The organism is Microterricola gilva, assembly GCF_004217495.1.
Classification (GTDB): Bacteria; Actinomycetota; Actinomycetes; order Actinomycetales; family Microbacteriaceae; genus Microterricola; species Microterricola gilva.
Genome location: NZ_SHLC01000001.1, coordinates 3493094 through 3508349 on the forward strand (window position 1 = coordinate 3493094; position 15256 = coordinate 3508349).

General features: G+C 69.3%; 18 protein-coding genes and 1 tRNA gene. 11 read left to right on the forward strand and 8 right to left on the reverse strand.

Annotation, left to right across the window (positions count from 1 at the left end):
• The first annotated feature begins 233 nt into the window (after positions 1-233).
• The gene (locus EV379_RS16225; RefSeq protein WP_130507047.1) at positions 234-1571 is read left to right on the forward strand and encodes an MATE family efflux transporter; all 1338 of its coding nucleotides are present in this window, start codon (positions 234-236) and stop codon (positions 1569-1571) included.
• 9 nt (positions 1572-1580) lie between these two features.
• Here EV379_RS16225 and EV379_RS16230 read toward each other — a convergent pair whose 3' ends face one another.
• Both EV379_RS16230 and EV379_RS16235 read right to left on the reverse strand, forming a co-directional pair.
• Positions 1581-2204, reverse strand: a complete 624-nt coding sequence (locus tag EV379_RS16230) for a superoxide dismutase (RefSeq protein ID WP_130507048.1) — start codon at positions 2202-2204, stop codon at positions 1581-1583.
• A 102-nt stretch (positions 2205-2306) separates the two neighbouring features.
• Positions 2307-2816: a flavin reductase family protein gene (locus EV379_RS16235; protein WP_130507049.1), complete on the reverse strand. Its 510-nt coding sequence runs from the start codon at positions 2814-2816 to the stop codon at positions 2307-2309.
• A 92-nt stretch (positions 2817-2908) separates the two neighbouring features.
• On the opposite strand from EV379_RS16235, the gene soxR reads away from it, so the two are divergent.
• Complete coding sequence (gene soxR / locus EV379_RS16240) at positions 2909-3364, forward strand: redox-sensitive transcriptional activator SoxR (protein ID WP_130507050.1); 456 nt, start codon at positions 2909-2911, stop codon at positions 3362-3364.
• Positions 3365-3377: 13 nt separating this feature from the next.
• Here soxR and EV379_RS16245 read toward each other — a convergent pair whose 3' ends face one another.
• Positions 3378-4451: a LacI family DNA-binding transcriptional regulator gene (locus EV379_RS16245; protein ID WP_130507051.1), complete on the reverse strand. Its 1074-nt coding sequence runs from the start codon at positions 4449-4451 to the stop codon at positions 3378-3380.
• Positions 4452-4596: 145 nt separating this feature from the next.
• Between EV379_RS16245 and EV379_RS16250 the strand changes: the two genes are divergently transcribed.
• The 4 genes from EV379_RS16250 (at position 4597) to EV379_RS16265 (ending at position 8536) form a co-directional block, all read left to right on the forward strand.
• Entirely contained in the window at positions 4597-5865 is a 1269-nt protein-coding gene (locus EV379_RS16250; protein ID WP_130507052.1) for an MFS transporter, read from the forward strand.
• 149 nt (positions 5866-6014) lie between these two features.
• Positions 6015-6710: an endonuclease NucS gene (gene nucS / locus EV379_RS16255; RefSeq protein WP_130507053.1), complete on the forward strand. Its 696-nt coding sequence runs from the start codon at positions 6015-6017 to the stop codon at positions 6708-6710.
• Positions 6711-6787: 77 nt separating this feature from the next.
• Complete coding sequence (locus tag EV379_RS16260) at positions 6788-7465, forward strand: HAD hydrolase-like protein (protein WP_130507054.1); 678 nt, start codon at positions 6788-6790, stop codon at positions 7463-7465.
• Between the two features lie 33 nt (positions 7466-7498).
• On the forward strand, positions 7499-8536 hold the full coding sequence (locus EV379_RS16265) for a DUF2804 domain-containing protein (protein ID WP_130507055.1): 1038 nt from the start codon (positions 7499-7501) through the stop codon (positions 8534-8536).
• 73 nt (positions 8537-8609) lie between these two features.
• Here the strand turns inward: EV379_RS16265 and EV379_RS16270 are convergent, their stop codons facing one another.
• A complete protein-coding gene (locus EV379_RS16270; protein ID WP_130507056.1) occupies positions 8610-9185 on the reverse strand; it encodes a TetR/AcrR family transcriptional regulator in 576 nt (191 codons plus the stop codon).
• A gap of 127 nt (positions 9186-9312) precedes the next feature.
• On the opposite strand from EV379_RS16270, the gene EV379_RS16275 reads away from it, so the two are divergent.
• A complete protein-coding gene (locus EV379_RS16275) occupies positions 9313-9699 on the forward strand; it encodes a DUF1304 domain-containing protein (protein ID WP_130507057.1) in 387 nt (128 codons plus the stop codon).
• 24 nt (positions 9700-9723) lie between these two features.
• Here the strand turns inward: EV379_RS16275 and EV379_RS16280 are convergent, their stop codons facing one another.
• The 3 genes from EV379_RS16280 to EV379_RS16290 all read right to left on the reverse strand — a co-directional run bounded on the left by EV379_RS16280 (position 9724) and on the right by EV379_RS16290 (position 12147).
• Positions 9724-10572: a DUF2510 domain-containing protein gene (locus EV379_RS16280; protein WP_130507058.1), complete on the reverse strand. Its 849-nt coding sequence runs from the start codon at positions 10570-10572 to the stop codon at positions 9724-9726.
• Positions 10569-11468 carry a hypothetical protein gene (locus EV379_RS16285; protein ID WP_130507059.1) on the reverse strand — a complete coding sequence of 300 codons (900 nt, stop codon included), beginning with the start codon at positions 11466-11468 and terminating at the stop codon, positions 10569-10571. The genes EV379_RS16280 and EV379_RS16285 overlap by 4 nt, the downstream gene beginning before the upstream one ends.
• A gap of 61 nt (positions 11469-11529) precedes the next feature.
• Positions 11530-12147, reverse strand: a complete 618-nt coding sequence (locus tag EV379_RS16290) for an NAD(P)H-dependent oxidoreductase (protein ID WP_130507060.1) — start codon at positions 12145-12147, stop codon at positions 11530-11532.
• Positions 12148-12236: 89 nt separating this feature from the next.
• Between EV379_RS16290 and EV379_RS16295 the strand changes: the two genes are divergently transcribed.
• Both EV379_RS16295 and EV379_RS16300 read left to right on the forward strand, forming a co-directional pair.
• Entirely contained in the window at positions 12237-12713 is a 477-nt protein-coding gene (locus EV379_RS16295) for a MarR family winged helix-turn-helix transcriptional regulator (RefSeq protein WP_130507061.1), read from the forward strand.
• Positions 12713-13420, forward strand: coding sequence for an esterase/lipase family protein (locus EV379_RS16300; RefSeq protein ID WP_130507062.1), 708 nt, complete (start codon positions 12713-12715; stop codon positions 13418-13420). Before EV379_RS16295 ends, EV379_RS16300 begins: the two co-directional genes overlap by 1 nt.
• 155 nt (positions 13421-13575) lie before the next feature.
• Here the strand turns inward: EV379_RS16300 and EV379_RS16305 are convergent.
• A tRNA-Leu gene (locus tag EV379_RS16305) sits at positions 13576-13659 on the reverse strand.
• Between the two features lie 239 nt (positions 13660-13898).
• Between EV379_RS16305 and EV379_RS16310 the strand changes: the two genes are divergently transcribed.
• Positions 13899-14648, forward strand: coding sequence for an FhaA domain-containing protein (locus tag EV379_RS16310; RefSeq protein WP_130507063.1), 750 nt, complete (start codon positions 13899-13901; stop codon positions 14646-14648).
• On the forward strand, positions 14620-15255 hold the full coding sequence (locus EV379_RS16315) for an FHA domain-containing protein FhaB/FipA (protein ID WP_130507064.1): 636 nt from the start codon (positions 14620-14622) through the stop codon (positions 15253-15255). Before EV379_RS16310 ends, EV379_RS16315 begins: the two co-directional genes overlap by 29 nt.
• Position 15256: the final 1 nt, after the last annotated feature.

Genomic DNA, 15256 nt, shown 5'->3' on the forward strand with positions numbered 1-15256 from the left:
GCTGGCTTGAGCGAGCGCGCGGACGCACACAGGAGGAACCACGCTGGCTCGAGCGAGCGGCGCAGCGACGAAGGAGCAGCGACGAAGGAGCAGCGACGCACGCGAAGCCCTGAGCGACTCCGCGAATCGGGATGGCCGGGGGGGTCGGTTGGCGCCTGTGGGCGGGCCGTCAGCCCACGACTCCGCCCGTCACCCCGCCGGTCGCGCCCACACGCCATCGCTAGGCTTGAGCCATCAACGTCTTCCGCCGCCGCCCCATCGATCGCGAGATCCTGCGCCTCGCGGTACCCGCGCTCGGTGCGCTCATCGCGGAACCCCTGTTCCTGCTCGCCGACTCGGCGATGATCGGCCACCTCGGCGCGATTCCCCTCGCCGGCCTCGGCATCGCCAGCGCCGTGCTTCAGACCATCATCGGCCTGATGGTGTTCCTCGCCTACAGCACCACGCCCGCGGTCGCGCGCCGACTCGGCGCCGGCGACGAACGGGGCGCTGTGGCATCCGGAGTCGACGGCATCTGGCTGGCCACCGGCCTCGGCGTGCTCCTGGCCGTCGGCGGCTGGTTCTGCTCCCCCTGGCTCGCCGGGTTGTTCGGCGCGGAAGCCGCCGTCACAGAGCAGGCCGTGATCTACCTCGGCATCTCGATGTTCGGGCTGCCAGCGATGCTGCTCGTCTTCGCCGCGACCGGCCTGCTGCGCGGTCTGCAGGACACCCGCACCCCGCTGCTCGTTGCCGGAATCGGCTTCGCGGTGAACATCGCGCTCAACTACCTCTTCATCTACGTTCTCGGCCTCGGCATCGCCGGCTCCGCCATCGGAACCGTCCTCGCACAGTGGGGCATGGTCGCCGTGTACCTCGTCGTCGTGGCCGGGCACGCCCGCCGCGTCGGTGCCGGGCTGCTGCCCCACCACGCCGGGGTGCTCGGCGGGGCGACGTCCGGCGGTTGGCTGTTCCTGCGCACGGTGAGCCTCCGCGCCTCGATGCTGCTCGCCGTGTTCGTCGCCACCGGGCTGGGATCGGCCCCGCTCGCGGCGTTCCAGATCGCCATGACGCTGTTCGCCACGATCGCCTTCGCCCTCGACGCCCTCGCGATCGCCGCCCAGGCACTCGTCGGCAAGGGCCTCGGCGCCGGCGACGTCGCGAGCGTGCGCGCGGTGCTGGCCCGCTGCCTGCAGTGGGGCATCGGCGGTGGCGCGCTCATCGGCCTGCTCGTGATGAGCCTTGCCGGCGTGCTCGGCTGGGCGTTCACGAGTGACGCGGATGTCGCAGCGCTGCTGCCGCCTGCACTGCTCGTTCTCGGGCTCTCCGTCCCGCTCGGCGGGCTCGTCTTCGTGCTCGACGGTGTGCTGATCGGCGCCGGCGACGCCCGTTACCTCGCGCTCACCGGCATCCTGAACTTCGCCGCCTTCGTTCCGCTCGCCCTCGCGGTCGGCGCATGGGCCGCCCCGGACGCCGCCGGCCTCGCCTGGCTGATGGCGGCGTTCGCGCTCGGCTACCTGGGGGCCAGGGCGATCACCCTCGGGCTGCGCGCCCGGGGTGATCGCTGGATGGTGGTCGGAACGACGCGCGCCTGATCGCGGCCGCTAGAGCGTGATCAGCCCGCTCGTGTTGTCGCGGGCACGCTCGAAGCGGGTGGCCACGTTCTGCCAGTCGACGATGTTCCAGAATGCGCTGACGTAGCTCGCCCGCACGTTCTGGTAGTCGAGGTAGTACGCGTGCTCCCAGACGTCGAGCATGAGCAGCGGGATGAGGCCGGCAGGCAGATTCCCCTGCTGGTCGTAGAGCTGCACGATGATGGGCTGCGCGCCGAGGATGTCCCAGGCGAGGATCGCCCAGCCGGAGCCCTGCACGCCGAGGGCCGTCGCGGTGAAGTGCGCCTGGAACTTCTCGAAGGAGCCGAAGCCATCGTCGATGGCCGCGGCGAGTTCGCCGTCAGGCCGCTCGCTGCCGCCCGGCGTGAGGTTGGTCCAGAAGATGGAGTGGTTGACGTGCCCGCCGAGGTTGAAGGCGAGATCCTTCTGCAGCTTGTTCACGTTGCCGAGCTCGCCGGCGTCGCGCGCCTCGGCCAGCTGGGCGAGCGCCGTGTTGGCACCCGTGACGTAGGCCTGGTGGTGCTTGCCGTGGTGCAGCTCCATGATGCGGCCACTGATGGCGGGCTCGAGTGCCGCGTAGTCGTAGCCGAGCTCCGGCAGTGTGTAGAGAGACATTGCTTCCTTTCGATGGGTTGCTGGCTGAGCCATGGAGTGGCTCAGCGTGGTGGGTCAGCGTGGCGGGTCGGCGAGATGGACCAGCGAGATGGCCGGCCGGGCTCAGTTCAGGATGCTGTGCTGCTGTAGGCCGTGGAAGGCACGGTCGTGGTAGACCAGCGGGCTGCCATCGACGCCCTCGTCGATCTCGAGCACCTCGGCGATGACGAGCGTCGAACCACCGACCGCGACCGTCTCCGCGATCCGGCAGCGCAGCATCATCGCGGCATCCGGGAGCAGCGGCTCCCCCGTCGCCCTGGTCGTCCAGCCCTGCTCGCTGACGAAGCGCGGCGCACCGCTCCGGGCGAATGAACGCGCGATCTCGACGTTCTCGGAGCGCAGCAGGTGGACGACGCACGTCGCCGCTGCCAGCACGTGGCCGGCAGAGCCGGCCTTCGTCGTCACGGAGAAGACGAGAACCGGCGGTTCAGCCGAGACGGAGGAGACGCTCGAGGCGGTCAGACCGACCGGTCCGTCCGGGCCCTCCGCGGTGATCACCGCGACGCCGGCCGGGTGCCGACGGAACGCCGCCTTGAACTGATCAATCATCGCGGCGGCTGGATCCTCAGACATTGTTCTCCTGTTCGCGCGCCGAGCAGCGTTTCGCGCGGCGCCTCCGCAACGCTAACATCTCAAGTGAACTTGAGATCAAGGAGGCCCGCACCGTGACGGACACCCCCACGTCAGCCGACCTCCTGCCCATCGGGCAGATCGCACGGAGGGCCGGGGTTCCGGTGTCGACGGTGCGCTACTACGAGTCCATCGGGCTCCTGCCCGCGGTGCGTTCGGCCGGCAACACGCGCCAGTTCCCCCGGCACGTGCTGCGCCGCATCGCCTTCATTCAGGTGTCGGTGCGCTACGGGGTCACGCTCGGCGAGGTCGCCGAGCTCCTCGCGACCCTGCCGAGCGATCACCCGCCGACCCGGGCCGACTGGGCGCGCATCTCTGCCTCGTGGTCTGAGCATCTCGCGCGTCAGCAGGCGATCCTGGCGCGCATGCAGGAGGAGCTGACCGGCTGCATCGGATGCGGCTGCCTCTCGCAGACGCGCTGCGCCGTCGTGAACTCCCGCGACAGGCTCGGCGACGACGGCCCTGGACCCCGACGCGTGCTCGGGTTCTGAGCCTGGCGCGGTTTCAGCGTGCGGCGAGTGCCCGGGGCGCGGCGGTGGTGTTGCCCTGGTGGAAGACGCTGCTGAAGCAGCGGTCACGCGGGTGCTCGCCTGCCAGCATCTGCACGAGCGCCTCGCCGGCCGCGCGCCCCTTGGCCGCTGACGGCTGCACGAGCGTCGTCAGGTCGTAGGGCGCGAGGCCGTCGACCTGCACGCCGTCGAAGCCGAGCACGCTGACGTCGCCGGGAACGCTGAGGCCGAGTTCCTCCGCCGCCCTGATCACTCCGGCCGCGAGCAGATCGCTCTGCGCGATCACCGCGGTCGGCCGGGTCTCCGGATCGGCGAGGAGCATGAGCGCCGCCAGTCGCCCCGCCTCGACGTCGCTCGCCGTCGCAACCACTCCCCCGATTTCGGGGAAGACGGCGCGCGCGCCAGCGATGCGCTCGCTCGTCGTGGCGGAGGTGCTCGCGGCCTCCCGCTCCGGGCTGAGCGGCCCGTCGCGGCGGTCCGGGTCCAGCGGCAGGGTCACGAGAGCGACCCGGCTGTGGCCGAGCGCGCGCAGGTGCTCGGCACCGCGGCGCGTGGCATCCTCGTTGTCGATCGAGATCTCGATGATGTCGTCGCCCGCGTGCCCCTCGATGGCGACCATCGGGATGCCGCGCTGGCGCAGTTGCGCGACGGAGTGGGCGAGCCGCGGGCTGCAGCCGATCAGCGCGACGGCGTCGACGGGGGCGTTGCCGACGTTCACGGCGCCGTCGCCGGTATCGGTGAGCAGCAGCAGGCCGGCACCGATCGAGGCGATGCCGTCGGAGATGCCGTCGAGCATCTGGATCTTCACCGGGTCGAGGAAGGCGGCGCGCACCCGTTCCTCGAGCACGACGCCGACGATTCCGGAGCGGCCGCGGCGCAGCGATTGGGCGCGGGGGTCGGGCCCGGCGTAGTTGAGTTGGCGCGCCGACTCCAGCACTCGTTCGCGGGTGGCCTCGGAGACCGGGCCGGAGCCACTGAAGGCGAGGGAGGCGGTCGACGGCGAGACGCCGGCGTGGGCGGCGACGTCGGCGAGGGTCGGTCGGGGATGGGGTGCCGCGGCATCCGTCATCTCGTTGCTCCTCTCGGTGGTCGCCCGGCAAGACGCGCTTGACCGGCTTCCGCCCACCTCGGTAGTTTAGACGGATCGAATCGATTCGATACGATGTCTCCCAGGCGCGAACGACACCGCCTCCACCTCCAAGCATCGGGAACGCATGTCAGAGTCGACCTCACCATCCACCAGGACACCGTCGGCGGCCGTGCCTGCCAGCCCGCGACGCGGCCTCGTCGCCTGGCGCAACGCCGTGTTCACGATCTTCTTCCTCAGCGGGCTCAGCGTCGCCAGCTGGGTCGCCCGCATCCCCGCCGTGCGCGACGACCTGCAGATCTCGCTCGACACGGTCGGCCTCGTCATCCTCGGCATGTCGGTCGGCTCGATCATCGGCCTCACCTGTTCCGCGGCCATCCTGGCCCGCTTCGGTGCGCGCATCGGCATGATCTTCAGCCTCTGCCTCGTCGCAGGCGGCCTCGTCTTCATCGGCCTCGGCAGCAGCGTGTTCGGGGTGCTTCCGGTCATCGTCATCGGCATGGCGATCTTCGGATTCGGCAACGGCTCTGTCGACGTCATGATGAACGTCGAGGGCGCGGCCGCCGAGCGCGAGATCGGCAAGACGCTGATGCCGCTCATGCACGCCTTCTTCAGCTTCGGCACGATGGCCGGAGCGGCGCTGGGCGCAGGCGCATCGGCCATCCACCTGCCGGTCGCCGCCCACCTTGCCGCCATCGCGCTGCTCATCGTCGCCGCGGTGTTCGTTACGGTGCGCTTCATCCCGATTCGCGAGTCGGTCGGCGATGACCCGCACACGGCGGCGCCGCGCCAGCCGTGGGTCGCCCGCCTCCGCGAGAATCTCGCCGTCTTCGCCGACACCCGCCTGCTTCTGATCGGCGTCATCGTGCTCGGCACCTCGTTCGCGGAGGGTTCGGCGAACGACTGGATCGCCCTCGCGGTCGTCGACGGCCACGGCTTCGACAACACCACCGGCGCCATCGTCTTCGGCGTCTTCGTGACCGCGATGACCGTTGGCCGCGTCGCCGGAGGCCCGATCCTCGACCGCTTCAGCCGCGTGCCCGTTCTGCGGGCCTGCGCGGCGCTCGGCGTCGCCGGGCTCTCGCTGTTCATCTTCGGCGGCGGCAGCCTGCCCGTTGTCATCGTCGCCACCGTGCTCTGGGGCCTCGGCTGCGCGCTCGGCTTCCCCGTAGGCATGTCGGCGGCCGCGGATGACGAGAAGCACGCTGCGGCCAGGGTGAGCGCCGTCGCGATCATCGGCTACTGCGCCTTCCTGGCCGGCCCGCCGCTGCTCGGCTTCCTCGGCCAGCACTTCGGCATCCTGAACGCCCTGATCGTGCTGCTCGGCCTGCTCGTGCTCGCCGGGCTCTGCGCTCCGGCCGCCCGCGAGGCATCGCGCCGGGTTCCCGCCAACTAGCCACTCGTGTCCGTGCCGGGCCGGGCAGAGCCCGCGCGGCGCTCTGCGCCAGTTGCTGTGCTGTGCGCCGCAGCATGTGGCGCACAGCACTCACAGTGGCGCAGAGGGCGCGCCCGAGAGCACAGCACCCCAGCGTTTACACTCGTACGGTGCGCCTTGTCATTGCTACCTGTTCCGTCGACTACGCCGGCCGCCTCGCCGCCCATCTGCCGCTCGCGAAGCGCCTGCTGATGGTCAAGGCCGACGGCAGCCTGCTCGTGCACTCCGACGGCGGCAGCTACAAGCCGCTGAACTGGATGAGTCCGCCGTGCACGCTCTCGGCGAGCGAGCCGGACGAGGACCAGGCCGCGGCCGGCATCACCGAGCTCTGGACGGTCACGCACACCAAGACCGCCGACAAGCTCGTCGTCAGCATCTATGAGGTCGAGCACGACAGCGACCACCCGCTCGGCATCGACCCCGGCCTGCAGAAGGACGGCGTCGAGGCGCACCTGCAGAAGCTCCTGGCCGAGCAGATCGAGCTGCTCGGCGACGGCCACACCCTCGTGCGGCGCGAGTACATGACGGCGATCGGCCCGGTCGACATCCTGGCCAGGGATGCCGCGGGCGGCTCCGTCGCCGTCGAGCTCAAGCGCCGCGGCGACATCGACGGCGTCGAACAGCTGACCCGCTACCTCGAGCTGATGAACCGCGACCCGCACCTCGCCCCCGTGCAGGGCGTGTTCGCGGCGCAGGAGATCAAGCCACAGGCGCGCACCCTCGCCGAGGACCGCGGCATCCGCTGCCTCGTGCTCGACTACGACGCGATGCGCGGCCTCGACGACGGACACCACCGCCTGTTCTGAGCGCGCCCTCTGCGACACCCCGGCGCGAAACCCGAGCGAAAGCGGAGTTTCACAGCCGGGGAACCTAGTATGGCTCGGTGAGTACCCCGACTTTGACAACCGCGACCGCGCTGTGGTCCGCCATTCTCTTTGACCTTGACGGCACGATCACCGACTCGGCCCCTGGCATCACGGCCTCCCTCGCGCGCACCTTCGAGATCCTCGGGCGGCCCGTTCCGAATGACGCGGAGCTGCTCGCCTACGTCGGCCCGCCCCTGCTCGACTCCTTCCGTGAGCGCGCCGGCATGAGCGAGGAGCAGGCCTGGGAGGCGATCAACACCTACCGCGCCGACTACAACGGCTCCGCCATCGACACCGCGGTGTACCCCGGTGTCGCCGGTCTGCTCGAGCGCATCCACGCCGCCGGCGTTCCGTTGGCCCTGGCCACGAGCAAGCCGGAGAGCGTCGCCACGCGCATCCTCGAGAACTTCGGCCTCGACCGCTACTTCGACGTGATCTGCGGCGCGACCGACGACGAGAGCCGCAGCGCCAAGGCCGACGTCGTCGCCGAGGCGGTCCGTCGCCTCACCGCGCAGGGTGTCGACGTCAGTCGCACCGTCATGGTCGGCGACCGCAGCTACGACACCGTCGGCGCCGCGGCGAACGGCATTCCGACGATCCTCGTCGAGTGGGGCTACGGCTCCCCCGCGGAGGCCGTCGACGCCATCGGCACCGTCTACTCGACCGACCAGCTCGCGAAGAAGCTGCTCGGCTGACCTCGCACCACCCCAACGACGGAGTTCCCGACGATGCGAACCCAGACGACCCACGAGCGTGAGCTCACCGCGCCCGTCGAGCTCTGCCTGCCGAACGGCCGGTTGAACCCGGCGGCGGTCGGCTGGGCGCGGCATCCCCTGGTCACCACCGACGGAATCGGCCGTGGCAGCTTCGGCTGGGGGCGCAACAAGCGCTGGGAGTACTGGGCGGTCACCACACCGACGCACATCGTCGGCATCACGGTGTCGAGCCTCGACTACGCGAGCCTGCACCAACTCTGGGTGAAGGATCGGCGAAGCGGCGAGGAGATCGATCTCGTGGCGATCAGCCCGCTGAGCGGTAGCGCGACCCTGCCTGGCACGCTCGGCACCGGGTCGGCCCGCACCCGCACGAAGGCTCTCAGCATCGACATCGACGAGCTCGGCGAGGCGGATGCCGGCTCGCCGGGCACCCGGCTGCGCGCCGTCTCACCCCGGGTGACCATCGACGTGCTCGCCGAGCGGCCTGCAGGCCACGAGGCCATGGGCGTCGTCGTGCCGTGGAGCGACAGACTGTTCCAGTACACGGTCAAGGACGTCGCCAGGCCGGCCGGCGGGACGATCACGATCGATGGCGTGAGCCACCGCTTGCCGCGCGCCCGGTCCTGGGCTGTGCTCGATCACGGCCGCGGCCGCTGGCCGTACTCGATGACGTGGAACTGGGGCGCGGCATCCGGCATCGTCGACGGTCGCACACTCGGGTTGCAGCTCGGCGGCAGGTGGACGGCGGGAACCGGCTCGACCGAGAACGCGCTCTCGGTCGACGGCCGCATCACCAAGTATGGCGACGAGCTGGACTGGGAGTACTCGCAGGGCGACTTCCTCGCGCCGTGGCGGATCCGGGGCGAGCACCTCGACCTCGTCTTCACACCGGAGTTCGACCGCTCAGCGCAGACGAACATGCTCGTGATCGGCTCGGAGACGCACCAGTGTTTCGGCACCTACTCCGGCACCGCGACCGACGAGGACGGCACAACGCTGCGGATCGACGGTCTCTTCGGCTGGGCAGAGCACGTGCACAACCGCTGGTGACCACCGTCGCCGGTTGGCACGACTGCCGGCAACCACGTCAGCTGCCGCTCGCGGTCTCCTGCCCGTGCCGCGCTCAGCCGCCGACGGTCGCCGCCGTCGCGATCAGCGCTGCGGCCTCGCCGGGGTTCACCCGGCTGAGCAGGAGAGCACTCGCGGTGATCGCGACGAACAGCCTGGCGCGTCGCTCGACCTCCTCAGCGGGGAGACCGGCATCGGCCGGGCCCAGCGCGCTTTCGAATGCCCGTTGGAGCGAAGCCCTGTAGCCGTCGACCACGGCGCGCTGCTGCTCGTCGTAGCCGGCGATTCCGCTCGCGCTGTTCAGCAGCAGGCAGCCGCGGCGAGGCGAGTCCGGCGGGGTCATGGTGATGAACGCCGAGAGCGTCGCCCAGTACTCGCGCAGCGCGGCCGCGGGGTCCTCCGCGTCACGGAGCCGGGCCAGGCGCGGGGCGATGACGGTGTCGAGGTAGTCGGCGACCGCCGCATCGTAGAGGCCGCGCTTGCTCTCGAAGGCGCGATAGAGGCTGGAGCGATTGAGCCCGGTCGCCTCCTCGAGGTCGGCCAGCGAGGCCGCCTCGAAGCCCTTGTCCCAGAAGACGTCGCGTGCGGCGGCGACGGCCGTCGCGGTGTCAAAAGCCTGCGTGCGCCCCATGCGCCCTCCCGTTTCCACGATCGGCACTTGCGCACCGATCGGTTCCATTCTATATTGAACCGATCGGTACACAATCACAACCCGACGCCAGGGCCCAGCCCAACGGCCGTCAGAAAGCAGCAGAGCAATGCTCGCCCTGAGCCTCGTCTTCCTCGGCATCGCGGCCGTCATCCACGTCTACATCTTCGTGCTCGAATCCCTGCGCTGGACGGCGCCGTCGACCCGCAGGACCTTCGGAACCAGTGCCGCGGATGCCGAGACGACCAAGCCCCTGGCCTTCAACCAGGGCTTCTACAACCTGTTCCTGGCGATCACCGTCGGCGTCGGCATCGCCCTGGCCGCCAACGGCGCGCTCGCGCCAGGAGCCGCGCTGCTGTTCGCGGGAGCCGGCTCGATGGTCGCCGCCGGGCTCGTGTTGCTGATCTCGGATCGGCGCAAGGCGCGTGCGGCCCTCGTGCAGTTGAGCGCCCCGGCCATCGGCCTGATCCTGTTGCTGATCACGCTGCTCGGCTGATGCCCTCCGCGGCCGCCTCTGACGTCAGGAGGCGATGCCCGGCGTCGTCGAGACCATGGCCATGATGACGTTCATCATCTGCATGAACCACACGATCACGAGCACGAGCGAGAGCACGCTCACCGCGAGCGTCGCCCACATCGGGGCGAAGCCCCGGCCGGCCTGGCGGTTGACGACCACGCAGCGTCCGATCACGTAGACCAGGTTGCTCAGGATCGCCCACGCCCAGTGGAAACGCCGCGAGTAGCCCTGCTGACCGAGCCAGCGCCAGTCGAGCACCGCGAGCACGATCATGCCGGCCGCGATCACCCAGCTGCCGACACTGAGCAGCAGGTAGCCGGGGTCGAGCATCATCATCGTGCTGGCAGCCGGGTCGGTCATCGAGGCGAGCATGTAGCCCTCGAAATCCCAGGCGAAGAGCGTGAGCACCGACAACAGCGGAAGCAGCGTGTACGCCCAGATGAGCCAGTTCGCCGTCGGAGTGCCATCCGGCACCCGACCCTGCGTCATCGTCATCCCGTAGGGCTGCGCCGCGTATGGCTGCCCGGCGTACTGCCGCGAGATCGGCTGCGCCGGGTACGGCTGGGCCGAGTAGGAGGGCGCGCTCGGCGCGTAGGACGGAGCAACGAACGGCTGGGCCGCGACCGGCTCAGCGGTGCCCGGCTGTGCGCCGACCGGCTGCGCGGCGGGAGCCATCTCCCCGTACTTCGGCACGGTCGGCAGCGGTCCAGCAAACACGGGGGCCGCGGGGGCCACCGGCTCCGGCACGGGAGCGGTGTGATCGCTCCACCGAGCACCATCCCACCAGCGCAACTGCGCGGCATCCTGCGGGTCGGCATACCAGCCGGCGCTCGGCAAGCCATTCGTGGTCATCGCACGTCTCCATCCTGCGTTGCGGTGCCGCGCACCATCTCGACCCAGCGGGCGAGGAACGCCGCACCGGCTTCGTCATGAATCAGGTCGCCGGCCGTGAGCACCGGGTACGGCTTCTCCGGCACACCGTCGGCCGGGCGCACATCGACATGGGCAACAGTATGCCCCTGCTCGTGCAGCCAATCCGCCATTGCGTAGTCGGTGCGCGAGTCGCCGACCGTGCGCCACTGCACGGGCAGGGCGCCGCCGGGCAGCAGCATCTCGATCGCGCGCATCGCCCCGAGGTCCTTGCCGAGTTGAATCGACTCAATGTCGGTCGAGATGATCGTCGAGTCCACCCGGTACCCGACGGTTCCATCGGATGCCGCCGCGTTCACGCCGTTGTGCTCGATGCCGAGGTCGTGCAGCCCCATCTCGGCGAAGGCGGCCGCGTCGAACTCCTTCTGCTGCTGCAGGTAGTCGGCGCTCTGAACGTGCTTGTGCTGCTCGACCGAGACCATCGCCCGCTTGGTCTGGTCGAAGAACATGAAGTCGGAGAACCGCTCGGAGACGAGCCGCTCGATCGCCTCGCCGTATGCACTCGGCACCGCGAGCTCCTCGGAGACCTCGATCTTGCCTGCACCGGCCGGCGTGATCGGGAACCAGACGGCCCCCTTCTCGCAGACGGCGAAGACGCGGGCGTGCGCGGGAAGTCCGGCTGCGACGAGCGGCGCGACGACCTCCTCTCGCAGGAATGCATCTGAGCGGCCCGTGTTGAAGACGATCGGGATGCCGGCATCCGCCAGCGTCACGAGGTCACGCGTCACAGAGTCGATCGCGATCGAACGCGTGATGGGGCTGGCGATCGGGCCGTCGACGTCGAGTAGCAGGCCGAGAAGCGGTACAGATTCACTCATACTCCGACGCTACCGGGCGCGGAGAGCCGGAGCGGACAGCTGCCGACCGCTCGGATACCGCTCAGAGCGCGGCGAATCGCCGGCGCACCCCGGCGAGTGCTCGCGCACGACCGGCCGCCCCGCGCTGGGTCGAGCGCCCGATGGAGATGTGCCTGAAGCGGCGGATGCCGATGAGTCGGAACGTGCCGCGACCGAGTATCGCGGTGGCCGGGCGGCCGAACCACCAGCGGTAGAGGGCGGCATCCGTCGTCATGACCGAGACCACGCTCACCGCGCGCAGCCGCGTCAGCCTGCCGCGCAGGGCGCCACCGATGGTGGGCTCGTCGAAGGCATAACCCTTGGAGAGCACCCGATCGAGGAATCCCTTGGTGCCGGCCGGCATCGCCATCCACCAGACGGGGAAGACGAAGACGAGGTGGTCAGCGGCGCTCAGCCGGTGCTGCAGCGCGGTGGCATCCGAGCGCATCTCGCCTCCGGTGCGCCAGGCCCGCAGCTCCGTGGCGCTCATCACCGGGTCGAAGCCCTCCGCCACGAGGTCGACGACGTCGACGCTGTGGCCCGCGTCGGCGAGCCCGGTGCGGACGGCCTCGAGCGCGGCCGCCGCGAGACTGCGCCGGTGCGGCACGTTCTCGTGCGCCTCGGCGCCGTAGGGGTGGTCGAAGACGACGAGAACATGCATGATGGCCTTTCATTCCGATGCGGGCGCGCCCCCGCGTCAGTTCTACACGCAACAGTTGCACGGGCAACCATATTCGTTAGAATGAGGCCATGGCAAACACACTCGGCAGGATCGGCGATCCGGCGGCAGAACTCGAGGCCGAGGATCGGGTGATCGCGCTCTGGCTGCAGGCTCGACACACCGCGGCCGCGATGGAATCGGCGCTCGACGCCGAGCTCCAACGGGAACTCGGTGTGCCACTGACCCGCTACGCCCTGCTCTGCACCATCGACGACCCGGACTGCGCATACAACCAGCAGGTGATCGCCACCCTGCTCGGCGTGAACAAGAGCAGCGTGAGTCGCCACGTCGACGCCGCGGCGCAGAGTGGGTTCCTGGTGGCAGAGGTGTCGGCTGGTTCGCGCCGCGACAAGAGCGTTCGCCTGACGGCATCCGGGCGCCGGCTCGTCGAGCGGGGGCGCGCCATCGTTGCCGGCCACGCACCGACACTCCCCCAACAGCGGCTCGACGAGGCCATCGCAACGCTCGCACTCTTCGCCGCACAGAGCGAGTCCGCGAGGCCGTGATGAAGCGTCTGCTGCGGCCGTTCTGGTGGTGGCTGGACTATGTCTACGCGGGCTGGCAGCAGTGGCGATCGCTGTTCCGGCATCGGACGCCGCGTCACTTCGGCGTCGGAGACCCCGAGCTGCCGGCCGTCGTGCTGCTGCCCGGCGTCTACGAGACCTGGCTCTTCCTCGAGCCGCTGGCCACGCGGCTGAACAGGCGCGGCTATCGCGTCTTCGCCATTCCCGAGCTGTCATTCAACCGGATGCCGGTGCTGCGCTCGGCCGAGGTGGTCGCCGCCGCGCTCAGGCAGCTCTCCGTCGAGCACGGCATCACGGAGTTCGTGCTGCTCGCGCACAGCAAGGGAGGCCTCATCGGCAAGAAGCTCATGGTGTCCGAACACCCGGGCCTGGTTGGCATGGTCGCGATCTCGACGCCGTTCAACGGCTCAAGCTACGCGCAGTTTCTGCCGACATCCACGCTGCGCGCCTTCTCGCCGAACGATGAGGTGCTCAAGGAACTTCTCACCCACCTGCACACCAACGAGAAGATCGTCTCGGTCTACGCCGAGTTCGACCCGCACATCCCAGGCAAGAGTGCGATCGAGGGCGGGCAGAACATCGAGCTGCCGATCAACGGCCACTTCCTCCTGCTCGGCAACAAGCTACTCGGCGACACCGTCGAGGCCGCCGTGGATGCCATCCACGGGACAGGCGCGTCGAACTCGTAGGAAGCCACGCTCTCGCGCCCGAACCACGACCGTTTCTGCGAGCTCGGTGCCGCACGGCCGGCCTGCGCTCACTCTGCTGCACACAAACAAGAAGGCCCCCGATTTCTCGGGGGCCTTCTTGTTTCTGAATTCCTTGGCAAGGAACTCAATTCGCGTGCGCGAGGGGGGACTTGAACCCCCACGCCCTTTCGAGCACTGGCACCTGAAGCCAGCGCGTCTGCCAATTCCGCCACTCGCGCGAACTTGACGAGATTAGCATCTTCGCGACGCGAGCACCATTTGAGCGATTCGGCGGGAGTGTCGGAGGGCCCGAAAAGGTGCGATCATCCAGCAGACCTGTCATCCTCAAGGGCGAGTTTCGACCGGTTCTCGCCCGTGAACATGCGGGTGAGAGCACAGAAGTGCGCATACAAAGGCGGGTTCCCAGCGGGCCCGACTAACATTTGATAGTCATCAGAACCGGAAAGCGGGAGAGCTAGTGGGCTTACTGGACAACTTCGAGAAGGGTCTCGAGCGTGCCGTCAACGGCGCTTTTGCGAAGACTTTTCGCTCGGGGCTGCAGCCGGTTGAGATCACCTCTGCCCTGCGCAGGGAACTCGACACCAAGGCTGCCGTCGTTTCGCGCGACCGCGTGCTCGTGCCCAACAAATTCGTCGTGCGCATGAACGCCGACGACTACAGCCGCATGCGCGCGCTCGGCCCCGCCCTCACCGACGAACTCGCCCAGCTCGTGCAGCAGCACGCGGCAAGCCAGGGCTTCCAGTTCGCCGGGGCACTCAGCATCGGGCTGCAGAGCGACCCGGGGCTCAGCCTCGGCATCGTGCAGGTCGACTCAAGCAACGTCAAGGGCGAAGTCGCCTGGGCCCCCGTCGTCGACGTCAACGGCAAGCGCTACCCGCTGCTGAAGGCGCGAACCGTGATCGGCCGCGGCAGCGATGCCGACATCACGGTCGAAGACACCGGCACCAGCCGACGCCACGTCGAGATCCTCTGGGACGGCAGGCGCGCCAAGGTGCGCGACCTTGGCTCCACGAACGGCTCGAAGCTCAACGGGGCCCCGGTCACTGAAGCCGTGCTCGAACCGGAGTCCGTCATCACCATCGGCCGCACCAACATCACCTTCCGGGTGCTCGCTCAGGCCGCGCCGAGCGCGCAGCAACCAGAGAGCTTCGGCGATGCGACGCAGCGCCATGACATGGATGGATTCTGGGGGCCCCGTGACCAGTGAGCTCACCTTGCTGGTGTTGCGGCTCGGCTTCCTGCTGCTGCTCTGGCTCTTCGTCTTCGCCATCGTCTACGCGCTGCGTTCCGATCTGTTCGGCCAGCGGGTGCGCAAGCTGCAGCCGACGTCGGATGCCGCGAGCCCCGTGGTTTCGCCAGCTGCAAACGGTGGCGGCTCAACTGGCGCTGGCAGTCCAGTCGGCGCCGCGTCCGGTGCGGCCGCCGCTCCCCTGTTCGCCGCCCATGCCCCGGTTTCGGCGGCCTCCGCGGCCGAGCCGAACGCCCTCGCCCCGAACTTCGGTCGCGAGACCGCAACGGCCGGCGCCGCGCAGCGTCTCGTCATCACCTCCGGAGCCAAGGCGGGAGCCGAGTTCCCGCTCGGTCGCGACGAGATCACGATCGGCCGGTCGAGCGACTCGGCCATCGTCATCCGGGACGACTACACCTCCACCCACCACGCGCGCCTCATGCTGTGGAACGACCAGTGGATGTTGCAGGACCTCGACTCGACCAACGGCACCTTCCTTGACGGCGTCCGCGTTGCCGTTCCCACGCCGATTCCGCTGAACACCCCGGTGAAGATCGGTTCGACGAGCTTCGAACTGCGACGGTAGG